The sequence below is a fragment of the Acidovorax sp. LjRoot194 genome (assembly GCF_964253015.1).
Taxonomy (GTDB): Bacteria; Pseudomonadota; Gammaproteobacteria; order Burkholderiales; family Burkholderiaceae_C; genus Acidovorax.
On sequence record NZ_CAXUQB020000001.1, the window covers coordinates 371,037 to 384,084 of the forward strand.

Annotated in this window: 11 protein-coding genes; 4 read left to right on the forward strand and 7 right to left on the reverse strand. The window is 58.8% G+C overall.

Going from position 1 to position 13,048, the window contains the following annotated elements; genetic code table 11:
- Window positions 1-130: 130 nt before the first annotated feature.
- Genes ACSQ3N_RS01725 through ACSQ3N_RS01735 form a run of 3 tightly spaced genes read right to left on the reverse strand, consistent with a single transcriptional unit; the run spans window position 131 to window position 4,918 of the window.
- Window positions 131-2,698 carry a DEAD/DEAH box helicase family protein gene (locus tag ACSQ3N_RS01725; protein WP_436145443.1) on the reverse strand — a complete coding sequence of 856 codons (2,568 nt, stop codon included), beginning with the start codon at window positions 2,696-2,698 and terminating at the stop codon, window positions 131-133.
- Window positions 2,691-4,274, reverse strand: a complete 1,584-nt coding sequence (locus tag ACSQ3N_RS01730; protein WP_436145444.1) for an Eco57I restriction-modification methylase domain-containing protein — start codon at window positions 4,272-4,274, stop codon at window positions 2,691-2,693. Before ACSQ3N_RS01730 ends, ACSQ3N_RS01725 begins: the two co-directional genes overlap by 8 nt.
- Window positions 4,271-4,918, reverse strand: a complete 648-nt coding sequence (locus ACSQ3N_RS01735) for an SAM-dependent DNA methyltransferase (protein ID WP_436145445.1) — start codon at window positions 4,916-4,918, stop codon at window positions 4,271-4,273. Before ACSQ3N_RS01735 ends, ACSQ3N_RS01730 begins: the two co-directional genes overlap by 4 nt.
- A gap of 386 nt (window positions 4,919-5,304) precedes the next feature.
- On the opposite strand from ACSQ3N_RS01735, the gene repC reads away from it, so the two are divergent.
- The 4 genes from repC to ACSQ3N_RS01755 all read left to right on the forward strand — a co-directional run bounded on the left by repC (window position 5,305) and on the right by ACSQ3N_RS01755 (window position 9,832).
- Window positions 5,305-6,438: a replication protein C, IncQ-type gene (gene repC, locus ACSQ3N_RS01740; RefSeq protein ID WP_436145446.1), complete on the forward strand. Its 1,134-nt coding sequence runs from the start codon at window positions 5,305-5,307 to the stop codon at window positions 6,436-6,438.
- Between the two features lie 535 nt (window positions 6,439-6,973).
- Window positions 6,974-8,284 carry a Spo0J and IME4 domain-containing protein gene (locus ACSQ3N_RS01745; protein ID WP_436145447.1) on the forward strand — a complete coding sequence of 437 codons (1,311 nt, stop codon included), beginning with the start codon at window positions 6,974-6,976 and terminating at the stop codon, window positions 8,282-8,284.
- A 154-nt stretch (window positions 8,285-8,438) separates the two neighbouring features.
- Window positions 8,439-9,047, forward strand: coding sequence for a hypothetical protein (locus ACSQ3N_RS01750; RefSeq protein ID WP_436145448.1), 609 nt, complete (start codon window positions 8,439-8,441; stop codon window positions 9,045-9,047).
- Between the two features lie 71 nt (window positions 9,048-9,118).
- Window positions 9,119-9,832, forward strand: a complete 714-nt coding sequence (locus tag ACSQ3N_RS01755) for a UPF0149 family protein (protein WP_034692674.1) — start codon at window positions 9,119-9,121, stop codon at window positions 9,830-9,832.
- A gap of 33 nt (window positions 9,833-9,865) precedes the next feature.
- On the opposite strand, the gene tnpC is transcribed toward ACSQ3N_RS01755, so the two are convergent.
- From tnpC to ACSQ3N_RS01775, 4 genes are all read right to left on the reverse strand, one after another.
- Window positions 9,866-11,461 (reverse strand): IS66 family transposase, encoded by a 1,596-nt coding sequence (gene tnpC / locus ACSQ3N_RS01760; protein ID WP_082437602.1) that lies wholly within the window; start codon window positions 11,459-11,461, stop codon window positions 9,866-9,868.
- Window positions 11,462-11,562: 101 nt separating this feature from the next.
- The gene (gene tnpB, locus ACSQ3N_RS01765; protein WP_008903079.1) at window positions 11,563-11,913 is read right to left on the reverse strand and encodes an IS66 family insertion sequence element accessory protein TnpB; all 351 of its coding nucleotides are present in this window, start codon (window positions 11,911-11,913) and stop codon (window positions 11,563-11,565) included.
- Window positions 11,889-12,332 (reverse strand): IS66-like element accessory protein TnpA, encoded by a 444-nt coding sequence (gene tnpA, locus ACSQ3N_RS01770; protein WP_008903080.1) that lies wholly within the window; start codon window positions 12,330-12,332, stop codon window positions 11,889-11,891. The genes tnpB and tnpA overlap by 25 nt, the downstream gene beginning before the upstream one ends.
- A 132-nt stretch (window positions 12,333-12,464) precedes the next feature.
- Window positions 12,465-12,947, reverse strand: a complete 483-nt coding sequence (locus ACSQ3N_RS01775) for a conjugal transfer protein TraD (protein WP_436145449.1) — start codon at window positions 12,945-12,947, stop codon at window positions 12,465-12,467.
- Window positions 12,948-13,048: the final 101 nt, after the last annotated feature.

Consider the following 13,048-nt stretch of genomic DNA (forward strand, 5'->3'; position numbering starts at 1 on the left):
GACGGCATCGGTCTTGAGCCGATGCCGTCTATGCATGGCCAAGAGTTGAGAGGCCCGTGCATCTTTGAAAACGGGCCCTGATGCGCTTGCTCTTCGGGCGACAGCATTTCACCCATCCAGTGGCTGCGACCTAGCTCAGTGGTTCAGCTTCCCTCGCGATGACCGTGTCATAGAGACCATAGTGCGTTAAACCCTGATGGCTTTCAATACCGGTATAACGCAGTGAAGCATCCTCATAGCGACGAAACGCGAACACGGCCTGATTCATGTGTTCGGTGTTAAATACCTTTAGGCCCACAAGCAGTTTGAAGTCGTTTACGGTGAGGCCGGTGACCGTTAGGAAAAGGTCCGACTCCAGCTTTGTGATCACGTCTTGCAGGGTATTTTCACGGAAGTCGGTCAGGTACATGAACGCTGGAATGCGCGTGGCGAACTTGATCAGCTTTTCCTGAATCAGCTTGCGCTTCGACTTGTACTCCCTCTCCGCATCGGAAAGCTGCGTCTTTTCCTTTGCGGAAAGTTCGTTGTCTCTGGCCTTCTTCTTTAAATCTTTGACCTTCTCACTTCTGTTGATGATGGTTTCTATAACGTTGTCCCCTAGCGAGCGCCATCCCTCAATACGCTGGATGGCTGCCATAGCCTCAGGACTGTCCAAAATTCGCTGCAATGTGGCATTGTCCACGTTCACCAGAAGTGCGCTTTCCCACTTGCGAGCCAGCAGAGTGGCCGACGTGCCGGCCATCGCGATGTCCAGAATTCCGCCAGCATCAATCTGGGTCATGTTAGCCCCGTCATAAGCCAGCACTGGGAGGAAAGCCACCAAGTCCTTCACGGCGTTCTCCGGGTTGGCCTCATTGGGTGACAGGCCGATACCGTACTCGCACAGCTGCCGCAGTGCGCGCGTGGGGGCGAAGTCGAACACAAAGCACGCGGGCTTGAGGATCTCTTCCTCGTTCGGATTATCTCCGTTCGGGTTCTTGATAGACCATGGCGACTGCACTCGAAATGCGGCCTGGAAGTAGGTCTCCGGGGATTTTAGGTTGCGCAGCATCAAAATTGACGACCACTGAGCTACCGTCACGCCCGTGGTGAGCTTGCCGCAGGACAGCGTGATGGTCTGGGTTTCGAAACCACTACCGATGGCTCGGCGCACAGGTGGCAAGGCGTCCAGACCAATGCCCGCCGACGTGCCCGCCGCCACTATGAATTGGTACACGTGCCAGAAGGTGTTCTGCTTCTCTCCCAGTAAATTAGCCATCGCGTGGCATGAGGCTACGCTGGGCATGAACCACAACGAGTGCTGTAAGTAAGGCAGCAGACGCACATCTGAGTAAGGGAACGGCGGGCGCGACCCCACTTTGAGCAACTCTGCCGCGTGTGCGGTATAGCCGCCTCGGATGATGTCCAGCCACTTCTGCACATCGCTCTTGTGCTTGAACTCAGCGCTGGCGCCGCTACTGTCCCCTCCCATCTCTGCCTCGAAGAAGGCGTTGAGGTCAAACTCATCAAACTCACCGCCACTGGCCACTGCCAACAACTCGTCAGGCATCTGATAGGTCAGCAGCCGCATCTGTGGCAGTGCGCCATAGGGATTACGCAGCCCAGGATGCTCAGCGGCAAATGCCGTCTTGGCGCGTTGTTCGTCCGTGTAGGTCCAGTTGAAGATCTGTTCTTCAATGAACTCTCCGGTCGCCAAGGCCTTGAAGGGTGTGCCCGACAAGTACAGGTATGCACGCGTTGTGATGGGCAAAAACTCAGTTTCCCTTTCCGCCAACACGGTCAAGTCCTCGTTGACGCCGTCGAGATCACCGCCGTATTCGAGCTTGGCTTCCTTCTTGGCCACGGCATCGTCTTCGCCTTCGAACAGCTCTTTTGCCGTGTCTCGCCAAGCTCCGAAATGGTATTCGTCGAACACGACTAGATCCCAATTGACGGTGTGGAGCCATTCGTTGCGAGGCTTGATGTTGCCTGTGGCGTCGCGGCCCAGCAAATCCTGGAACGACCCGAAATAGACAACCGGCTTGCGCTTGTCGATCTGCGTAGGGTCCGCACCAGAGTTACGCGAAAGGTATTGCCACCCATCGAAATCGACATGGCTTTCTAGGTCGGTCTGCCAAGCATCTTCCACCGCCGGCTTGAAGGTTAGGACCAGAACGCGCTTGGCCTGCAACTGCTTGGCCAACTGATAGCTGGTGAAAGTCTTGCCAAAGCGCATCTTTGCGTTCCAGAGGAAGCGCGGTGCTGCTTGGGGAGTCTCGGCCCAGATGGATCGGTAGTACGCCAATGTCTTACCCACTGCGTCGGCTTGCTCGGCGCGCATGCCAAAGGTCTCGTGGTGCGTGCCCGTGAACCGCTGGCCGGTGCGCAGTTCGGTGAGCACGGTCTTCACATCGTCCGCCGTGCAACGCACCCATTCCAACTCGGAGTTGTCCAGGCCCTTGCCCGCCAGCGCAGCACGCACCTCGAAGTCAGAGAAGATTGAGCCATCGTCGCGCTCGGCCGGCTCGTCCAACACAATGCTGTAGTTTTTGATCGCCGCCGTCTTCAACTGTTCGGACACGCGGAGCGCTACGCTGCGCGTAGTCTGGCCCACTTTAAGCAGGCCTTGGTGGGCATCGTCGGCGATGGCATAGGCATAGATGCGCGGCCGCGCTGCGGGCTTGGGAGTCAGGATTTCATCGATGGTGGGTTTATTCATCAACGGTCTCGTTGAGGTTCATTGGCCGCACTTGGGAGGCGATATACGCCTGCTGCTCTAAGGTAATGCCGTACTTGGCGTAAAGCGCTTCATCTGTCCAAAGCCTATCCCAAGGCTGGATAGGAACCCACGTATAGACCGAATGGGCCGCATCCTGAGTGATTTTTCTCAGTGAAACCAAGAAACGGAAAAACCTGGTCGAGTAGTAGGACTGAACGCTACGGGCCTCCTCCTCGGTGTTCACGCTGAAGAACAGGAACGACTGCGTGCAAACCGAAGGCGAGGGGGCAATCTGCGGTTTACCGACGATCTGGTGCGGGAGCGCATCGCCACCGTTAAAAGCTTTCGGCACGAGCAACTTCCACTTATCCACGAGATGCTCACTTTTCTGGATCGCACTACGGGCAATAAAGCCAATGCTCCGCTTCATTGACCGGATGTAGTAAATCTCAACGTCACCGTCGTGTTTCCCCTCGTGGAAACCGTCGAAGTTAGAGGTCCAGCCGAACTCTTTGTCACGTGCAAGGATGGAGTTGACCGGGGGTTCGGCCAAAGCCTGCACTAGGCGAAGGATTTCAACCGCCTTTTCGTCTCGTACCAACACATCATAGTCTCCCAGGTTGCGCTTGACCGGGCCCACAGTGTCCGTACCTCGAACCGTTGTCACGTTGCAGTCGTCATCGTGCGCGGCATCCCAGAGGAAGTAGCACACGCCCGCTTTGATCTCGACGCCAGGAAAGACATCACGGGCGTCTGGGTAGTCCACGAGATGGCGAATGCGCCTATCAGACAGCATGGTTTGGCGGAACTCGCCCAAACCCAATCCGGTGGCCATCCAACGTGCAGGAATCACCATAACGACGAACCTTGGCTCCAACGCTTTGGCCTGTTCAACGAAGTGATGATAGATAGGAACATCCCGTGTGCCACCATCGGACCCAAGTTGATACGGAGGATTGCCGATGATTACGTCGAATTGCATTGCGTCTCCAAACAACTCGGCCATGCGAGTCTTGATATCGTGGGTGTGTATGAAGGCGTAGGCATGCGTTTCCATGTCGTCGCCCCGGTCTAGCGCTTGCTGGCTGGCACCGCAAAACTCGCACTTCCCGTTAACCCAAGTGTGTTCGGTGCGCTCGAACCAGACATTGCCAGTCTCGGTAGCGAAGTCCTTCGCCAACGAGTGCGGCCCGTTGGCCCGCTTTGAACAGTAGAGGCTACGCCGGGCCATCAGACTGGTCAGGCGCGTGATACCGATGCCAAACACCTGCTGGGTCAAAACATGATTGACACGCGCTTGCAAATCAGGCATTTGCTGGGCCAAGCCCTTGACCAAACGGTTGGTGATCTCGCGGAGAAAAATCCCCGACTTAGTAAAAGGGTCTAGGAACCTGACGGACGGATCGGCCCACAGGTCAGCGCCAGCGTGGTCTGCAGCCCACGCGTGGGCTAGCAGATCGAGCATGCGATTGGCAAGCTCAGGCGGCGTGAAAACCTCATCGTTCGACAGGTTGGCAATGCAGGTCAACACGTCCGGATTGCGACCCCTTAGAGTGAAGCTGACTTGTGCGCTCAAATTGCCTCCGATGTGGTGTTGCCCGCCTCGAGCGCAGCCAGTTCACGAATGTTTACGGGTGAGTACGTCCGGATCGGGGTAAAGATTTCATGCTTGCCAAATAGCGAGCCTTGGGCGGTGAAGTCGGCTGAGCCTGTGAGCACATCAAGTCGGAAGTCCCGTCGCTGGAACTTGCCCTTACCGAGGTATCCCCATTCGGCGAAGGTGATGGGTTGGCCATCGCGCATGCGCATGGTGAGTGCATCTCCATGTAGTATGTTGGTCTTCAGAACGTGGCTGGCAGCAAGCCACAGGTCATCACGGCCGTCTACGTGCGTGTATTCGGCGAGAATTTCGAGCGCATTCTCACGACATTCGGCCACGTTGTCCGCCAGCAGTTCGATACCGTAAATGCACATTAGCGCGTACAGCGAAAAGTGACGGCGGTCGAAGTCGGACTTGCCGTACTTGACTTCCACCGCAGCCAGCTTGCGCTGCAGGATGCGCGCAACAAAATTACCGCTGCCGCATGCGGGTTCCAAAAATCGGGCATCGATGCGCTCGGTTTCATCCTTCACAAGGTCGAGCATTGCGTCAACCATCCATCGAGGGGTGAACACTTCGCCATGATCGGCAACACGTTGTTTGGATTTGACAAGGCTCATGATCAGGGAGTTAGCCGCACCTATGCGAAATCGAACGATAGCTGGCGTGTCAGCAGGTAAACCGTGGATTTCATTCTATTGGCCGGCGCGCACCAAAAGTTTGTCCCATGCGGATGCCCTAGTCTGTACAGACATTATCCGCCTAACGTAGCACTAGCTGGCGAGTGGTCTAGCGCACTCAGCGAGCTGATCAGGCCGCGAGGCTGGGGACGCGGGCACGTTCCAAACGGCCCCAACGGCAGCATCGCCAGGTTGTCAGCGCTCTCGCGCTAGCTCAACTCAGGGCCATACAAAGTGTTCGCTGCTGTCTGAATTCAGGCAGCAGGAGATCACTTGCTGGAACGCCCACTCGATTGCTAGCTTGGTTGCTCACAACAAGGAGCACCATGAAACCATCGAAACCCGTCAAGCCATCGATCTCCCCGAAGCGTAGGCCTATCCGTCATCACAAGCCAGAAGAGCCTGCCCGTTATGCGGTGGACTACATGGATCATGCCCCCGTCTGGCAAGGCCCGATCTTCGCGCCTGGGCTGTTTCGCCCAACCCAGAACGGAGCACCGGCAGCACCGCTCGAAGTGCTCTTTTCTGCAAAGGTGGAAACCCGGTCAATGCGCTACGTTCTACGAAGCCCTGAAGCGCTGAATGTCACGGACCAAGCCGTCTACTTCTTCCTCTGCCAGCGCATCGCTGCGAGCAAATATGTGCGACTTCCTTGCGGGCACGAGAGTTTTGACGAATACAGTCGCGCGCTCAGTGTCAGGGGTCTGTGGAAGGACAAGCAGCTTGCCGTAATCGTGGCTACTCCATCGGAGATTGCTGCCGGCATCGGCTTGACCCGCACAGGCACCAACGCCAAGGCCATGCTGGCGTCCCTGAATCGGCTGTCGCAGGTCACCATGGAGTTCCAGATGGTGAACGAGAGCGGGTCAGCGATTGGACAGGGAACGAGCAGGTTCCTAAGCTTCTTGTGCTTTGACGAAAACTTGAACATCATGCTGAATTTTGAGTCAGCCCTGATGGCCATTCACCGCAAGGGGGTGGCATTGGTCAACATGCGAGAGCATCGTGGCCTCCGCACAAAGCCAGCCAAACGCTTGCACGCATGGCTGAGTGCTTGGGCTTCGGAGGGAAGCCGAAAGCTGGTCGGACTCGAGAGATTGATGGTCAGCATTTGGGGGGAGGCGCCAGCTACGCCCTCTGTTCGCAAGGACCGCAAGCGCACCCTTCGCCAGGCAATTGAGGAAGTGAGTCGTCTGCCAGGCTGGACCTGCGTCTACACAGAGAAAGGCGATCAGCTTCTCGTGGCAAAACCCGTGTTTGCAGGAACCAAGGCCCAGCAAGGCAGCCAGGCCTCGAAGCCCAAAAAACCCGCAGCCGAAAGCGCTGCAACCCCCACCCATCGCGCTGTAACGCCCACTTCGGTCGCTACAACGCCCACCGAAGTCGCTGCAACGCCCACCGCTGATCTGCTGAAACCCGCGTGCAGCGCGGATTCCGAAGAACTCTGGTTTGCGCTCTAAGACTACCCAGGAAATGACCAAGAATTTCCATGGGTAGTGGGGCGAAGCCCCGTCGCCTAGGAAGGCGCCGAGCATCGCCCCCATTGCTGAGACGATGGATGTAGGGTGCTGAAACGTTTCTAGCCAAAAGAAGAACGTGATATCACATCGCCATCAGAAAGAGACCACATTGCGATCTGCTTTGGCGCGCCCGTAGACGCACAGTAGAGGACCGGCCTCCAAACCCCCGAGATGCCGGAATTCCGGCAGCTCATCGAACAGAGGAAAGCGTGAAATTGTTCACGGACGAGCGGGTCCTCCACACGCGAGAGCGTTTCACATCTTGACATGAAGCGCCCGGCCGCTTACATTGTGGGCATGAGTTTCTCGCTCTTCACTGCTTTCAATCTGACTGTCTCCCGGACCACGTCCGCAGTCATACGTCCGCTTTAAGCGGGCGTATCAGTCTCTTTCTTCCCCCGATATCGCTCGCTTCGTAGGCCGGTCTTAGCCATAGGTTTGGCTTCGACCTAGTTCACCCTTTTCGGAGCGATTCATGAAGCAGATTTCCATGGCCGTAGTCGGCCAAAAGCGTGCCGCCTCGGCACAAAAAACCCTCGTCAATAAAGCAAAGTCCACTAGGGCGGCAAAGCGCGTCCAGCCAGTTCAGATGCCTGAGCTGGACCCTTGCTGCATGGAGTTCCCGCCCATGGAGGACGATGATTTCGAGTCTTTGAAAGCGAGCATTGATCGCAACGGGCTGCTGCAACCGATCCTGCTATGGCAGGGACGTGTGCTCGATGGACGCCATCGCCTCAAAGCATGCGCCGAACTAAACAAGCCGCCAGTCTTCAAGGAGTTGACGTGCAGCTACGAAAAGGCAACGTCAATGGCTTTTGCCGCAAACATCAATCGGCGCAATCTGAGCGTGGGCCAAAGAGCGCTGCTAGGTGCGCGACTGGCCACGCGAAAGCCCGGGCAGACGAAGGCTTCCAAGCAAGTCGAATCCCCGTTTACCCAAGAGGATGCGGCCAAGCTTTTTGGGGTGAGCCGTGATGCCGTGCAGCGTGCATGTAGCCTACTCGCAGGAGCAAAAAAGGCTACCTTGGACGCGGTACACAGCGGCACGATGAGCCTGAACGAGGCGGTAGTTGTAATGAACACCGGCCAGAGTAGCCTGCGCACAAAGACTACCCCAGAAGAGCGCAAGGCTCTGAAAGTGGCAGCTGGTGTGAAGGAGCGACTGGGGAAAGAAGCGCGGCATCTGAGGCTTGTGAAGCAGGCCGCTCTCAGCGCGAAAAACGTGGCTTTGCCAACAGGTAGCCGTTACTCCATCATCCTGGCTGACCCTCCGTGGGATTACGACGAAGCGCACGACCGGGCCGCGAGTCGCATGATCCCCCATGAGCACTACCCCGTGATGAGTGTTGACGCCATGCGCTCGAAACTTGACGTCGAAAGCATCGCCGCAAAAGACTCCATGCTGTTCATGTGGTGCCCGGCTTCTTTGCTGCCTAGCGGGCTTGAACTCATGCAAGCGTGGGGTTTCAAGTTCGTGTCGAACTGGGTCTGGCACAAGACAGGCCCCAGGCTCCACTGTGGTGGTGGGACTGCAAAAATCCACCACGAGCTACTCTTGGTTGGCAGACGTGGTACCGGGGTGACAATCTTGGACACGATGGAGCGTGAGCCGTCGGTGTTCACGGCTCCCGTGACCAAGCACAGCGCCAAGCCGTTGGTGGTGCATGAGCGTTTGGAGGCCTTATACCCAGACGTGAGCCGCATCGAGTTGTTCAGCCGCTCGAACCGGACGGGCTGGACCATGTTCGGCAATGAAGTGCCTGACGAGAACAAAAAAGTTGCTTAGTTAACGGCAGGATGGGCGGTCGCGCTGATGCATGCATAAGCGCTCCAAATTGTCTTTCCTTCCGCTCGTGGCGCGCGAAGAGTGTCTCCCTTGTTCGGCGGTAACGCGTCCACTTTCATCCCTAGTCACAAGGTACAACGTTCTATGGAAAAACATGTCTTCTCTCAACAATCCCTACTCGCGCACGCAACGCGCGACCAGCATCATCAAGGAGGGCGAATTTAAGCTGGCGGCAGTGGAGCAACTGCCCCATGCCACAAATGGCTCTCCTCGGTGGCGGCTGACAGTCATCGATCCCCGAACCGAAGCTGCCCTTGTGCTCACAACAGCACCGGGAGCCCAATCCGCTTACTCGCAGCGCATCGGGCGCGGTTGCATCGGCAACCACTTTCGCATCTCCTACCGCTCAAAGCCAAGCGGGAAGTTGGTGGCAACTGCCTGGCGGCCTTGCCCTGCCACCTTCAAGGACTGGCTGGCCGACAACCTCAGCCTTGAAAACCTGACTGTGCTGCGTGAGCATGGTGCCAACGCTGGGGTGCCAGGGCTCATTCACTATGTCGAGACCCTTCCACTCTACGAGCGCTATCGCAGCCTCGACCTTGGCGATGTTGTGTTGTCGCAGCATTTGTTGGGTAGGCCGCCTGCGTCCGACGCCAACGATATCGAGCAACTGGAACACACATTGGTGTGGATGGTGGCCGAGTACTACGGTAAGCGCTCTATTGACCACGCCCTTGCACTCGGGTGCCCGTTGAGGCAATGAATGTTCTCTCGGCGTGGTGCGGTCTGCGACGCGCGAGAATCTGGGTCAACGCCGCATTTCACATTCAGTTGATGACAGACCCATTTGCTCCCTTGTCCGAGGAAGAGTTCGAAGAACTCGACCACTTTCTGCTGTTCGGCGTTGACACGGAAGAAGGCATGACCATGGACATGGTCGATGGGTTCTTGCACGCCATTGCGGTCGGGCCGACGACCGTACATCCCAAGCAATGGCTGCCCAAGATCTGGGGTACCAAGGAGATGATGCCTCCGATGGGTTCCGTCGAAGAGCTGAACCACATGCTGGGCTTGGTCATGCGCCACTTCAACACCATCATTGCCGGCCTGGGGGATGACCCCCGGGAGATCAGCCCGTGCTGGTCAACGATGGCCTACGACGGTGACGAGCGTGAATACGACGACGCAGAATCGTGGGCGTACGGCTTTGTCCAGGGGATGAGGCTTTGCTGGAAGGACTGGCAACCGTTGCTGTCCACTCCCCAAGGGCAAGTTTGGTTCAGACCCATTGCCCTGCTGGGCGAAGACGACTATTGCGTGGATCAGGACGAACTCACCCGAACACCGGCCATGCGATCGGAGCTGGCTCAACAAATCCCGCCGGCTGTTCTGGACATGCACGCTCACTGGCTGCCACTTCGGCTCGCTGTCTATCAGCGGGAGGTGGCCAAGTCGATGCAGCCCAAGGTGGGGCGCAATGATCCGTGCCCTTGTGGGAGCGGGGCGAAGTTCAAGAAGTGCTGTGGTGCTGCGGCCGATTTGCACTGAGCCATCTCGCGCCTCGAACTGTCAGGCGGTGGATCACCGCGCCAGTCGCCAGGGCAGCAAGGCCTCGTAGTCATCGACGGTCCTGGCCCGTGGAAGTGCCACTAGCAGCGAGCGCAGGTACTGGTACCCATCAACGCCGTTGACCTTGCAGGTCTCCAGCAACGAGTACAGGTTGGCGCTCGCGTTGGCGCCGGCCACGGTGTCGGCGAAGAGCCAGTTGCGTCTTCCGATGACAAACGGGCGGATCGAATTCTCGCAGCCGTTGTTGTCTATCGGGTAGTTGCCGCTGGTGACGAAGCGCTCCAGCTTGGCCCACTGCGAGGACAGGTAGTGCAGCGCCTTGCCCAGCAAACTGCCTGGCAGCACCGCATGAACGTTGGCCAGCAGCAAGGCCTGGATCTCTTGCAGCACGGGCACACTGTTGGCTTGGCGGCTATGCAGCAGCGCATTCGCATCCAGCCCTTGCTCTTTGGCCAGGGCCTCCACGCGGTAGAGCTTGCCGATCAGCGCGATGAACCTGGCCGCCAATTGCTCAGCCCCCCGGTTGGCTTTGGGCAAGGCCTGCAGCGCGTCATTGAAGTAACGCCGGCAATGTGCCCAACACCCGATTTGCACGAGCTTGTTCGCCAAGGCGATCTTGTTGTAGACCTCGTAGCCGTCGGTCATCAGCACGCCGCCCTCGCGCGCACCGACGTACAGAAGCTGCGCCGCCTCTGTGCTGCGTGAGGGTGAGTAGGCGAACAGGCGTATGGGCGGACCTGTGCCGCTGGCGCCTGAACCATCGGTCATCTGCGCCCACATGTAGCTCTTGGACTGGGCGCTGCGACCGGCCTCCTTGAGCACCTGAATCTCGGTCTCGTCACCGAAGATCAGCGGGGCGTCCAGCACCCGGTCGCGCAGCAGGTTGATGACGGGCTGCACCGCCTGGCCCACCCGCACCACGCTGGCGGCCATGGTGTTGCGCGAGAGGTCGCGGCCTCCGAAGCGCCCCAGCAAGGCCGCCTGGCGGTACAGCGGCAGGCCGTCCACATACTTGGAAGTGATCACCCAGGCCAGCAGGCCTTCGCTGAACAGCCCCTTGGGGATGACTTGCTCGGGCTTGGCCGCCAGGCGCAGCGTGCCATCGCAGCACGGGCAGGCGTACTTGACCCGCTCGTGGCGGATCACGCGCACTTGTTGCGGAATGATGTCGAGCTGCTCGCTGGCCTCCACGCCAATCTCCCGCAGCACGGCACCGTCGTGAGGACAGACACGCTCGGATTCGGGCAGTTCGTGGCGCACCACCTCGCGCGGCAGGGCTGGGTCCAGCGGCTTGCGCCCGCGCTTGGTCCGTTTGTGAGCGGGAACCTCGACAGTGTTGTCGTCGGCCTCGGTTTCTTCCTGGGCCGGCTGGGTTGCCGAGCCGAGCGCCTCGGCCTCGTTGAAGAACATGTCCTTCTGGTGGCCTGCGCTGGCCTCGCTCTTGGCGGCGAACAACTGGCGCTTGAATTTGTTGAGCTGCTCCTTGAGCAGGTCGCGCTCGGCGCGCGTGATGCGCAGCTCACCAGCGAGTGATTCGCTGGTCTGGGTGGCCTGGGCCAGCGCCTTTTGCAAGGCTGCAAATTCTTCGGCGGTGGGCATGTGAACCATCGCCTGCTTCGATCTGCTTGTCGCTCAGGCGGTTCCTTGTGCTGGGGATTTTGCGGCAAATATTCTCAGCAGTGGCATTGCTCATTTCGGCAGCACCAGCCTCACGCAACGCGCTCGTAGAACCGCTGTGGGTGTCGCTGTGTGACCGCCAGATCAATGCCATCAAGCAACCAGTGCAGTTGTTCCACCGTCAGCGTCGGCACCACCGCCTCGTCCGGCCAGATGAAGCGGTCTTGCTCCAGGCGCTTCATCAACAACCAGAAGCCGTTGCGCTCCCAGACCAGGATCTTCACCCGGTTGCGCTGGCGGTTGCTGAACACATACACCGCCGCCGCGAACGGGTTCATGCCCAGGGCTTGCTCCACCAGGATGGCCAAACCGTTGATGCCCATTCGGAAGTCGATGGCCGGGCGGTGCAGGTACACCGTCAGCGTGTCGTCGAGCCGGAACATGGCAGGCGCCCCAGAAGTTCAAGGACGGGCAGCAACCCACCCGGGTCTGCATCGCTGAGGTCGATCTCCACCCCATTGGGCAGTCGGGCGTGCAGGCGTGTCTTGACCTCAGCGGCGGTGACGGGAGATGCCTCGGGGGCCGCCAGCCGCAACGGCACAAAAGCACTGGTGCTGGCCATGGCCACGGTCGGCAGGTTGGCACGACTTGCCTTCAGGTCCGAGCCCATGCTCTGGGTGATCCAGCGGCGCAGCAAGTTGGCGTTGATGCCGCATTGCAGCGCCATGCGCGCCACCGACACATCCGGCTGCAGGCACGCCCGCACCACCTCGGCCTTGGCCTGCGGGTCGTACACGGCACGTCCATCGTTCTTGCGCCCCGTGACCAGGCGCCTCACCACCTCTGCATCGATCTCTGACATACGTGTCCACCTTGTTCTACATGGACACGTAGCTTCCCCTCTCAGACGCTCTGTGGGAAGACGTAGTTGGCGGATCGCTTACGTACTACGCACACGACCCAGCCTTGACACGAAAAATCATCAAGCGAGGCGTCAACGCATGATGCGTTGCGTACCAGACTTTTCCAGTGCCCGCTGTCCATCCTCGCGCAAACGTTGTCGGTCCGGCACCATAACGGCATCGTTAGCCGGATGATTCAATGCCGAGGCGAGCCACATCAGTGAGCCCAAGATAAGCGCGCGGTCGTAAGACGCCGATTGAGCGGCAATCCCTCGGCGCGATGGCACCGAATCGACGTCGTTTTCATGCTGGTCGCGCGCAATGTCGGTGTGAGGCGCCGGCAGCGCCAATCCAGCCTTCTTCACCAACGCGCCCAGCACGATCTTCTCGTGCGCGTCGATGCGCCGGCCAAGCTGTTTAGCTTGATGGCGCGCCACCCTCTCCAAGTGCTCTGCGCGGGCCTGGTACTGCGCAGCCTGCTGTCGCAGCGCGCTCTCTCGCATGCGCAGCCGCATGAGGCTGGCCGGCGTGGTGCCGTCCGAATGGACGGCGTCGTGTTCGGTATGAACGGTCATTTGTTCTCTCCCTTTTCGTTAGACCCCCGTAATTGATTGCAGAGGCCTAATCAATCTGGCACCTTGGGTAGCAGGCAGTCAAGCAATACCAGGGAGGCAAG

Coding starts and splice junctions, on each gene's coding strand:
- ACSQ3N_RS01735 (WP_436145445.1), bottom strand. CDS start 4,918: ATGAGCCTTGTCAAATCCAAACAACGTGTTGCCGATCATGGCGAAGTG.
- ACSQ3N_RS01755 (WP_034692674.1), top strand. CDS start 9,119: ATGACAGACCCATTTGCTCCCTTGTCCGAGGAAGAGTTCGAAGAACTC.
- ACSQ3N_RS01750 (WP_436145448.1), top strand. CDS start 8,439: ATGTCTTCTCTCAACAATCCCTACTCGCGCACGCAACGCGCGACCAGC.
- ACSQ3N_RS01725 (WP_436145443.1), bottom strand. CDS start 2,698: ATGAATAAACCCACCATCGATGAAATCCTGACTCCCAAGCCCGCAGCG.
- repC (WP_436145446.1), top strand. CDS start 5,305: ATGAAACCATCGAAACCCGTCAAGCCATCGATCTCCCCGAAGCGTAGG.
- ACSQ3N_RS01745 (WP_436145447.1), top strand. CDS start 6,974: ATGAAGCAGATTTCCATGGCCGTAGTCGGCCAAAAGCGTGCCGCCTCG.
- ACSQ3N_RS01775 (WP_436145449.1), bottom strand. CDS start 12,947: ATGACCGTTCATACCGAACACGACGCCGTCCATTCGGACGGCACCACG.
- tnpC (WP_082437602.1), bottom strand. CDS start 11,461: ATGGTTCACATGCCCACCGCCGAAGAATTTGCAGCCTTGCAAAAGGCG.
- tnpA (WP_008903080.1), bottom strand. CDS start 12,332: ATGTCAGAGATCGATGCAGAGGTGGTGAGGCGCCTGGTCACGGGGCGC.
- tnpB (WP_008903079.1), bottom strand. CDS start 11,913: ATGTTCCGGCTCGACGACACGCTGACGGTGTACCTGCACCGCCCGGCC.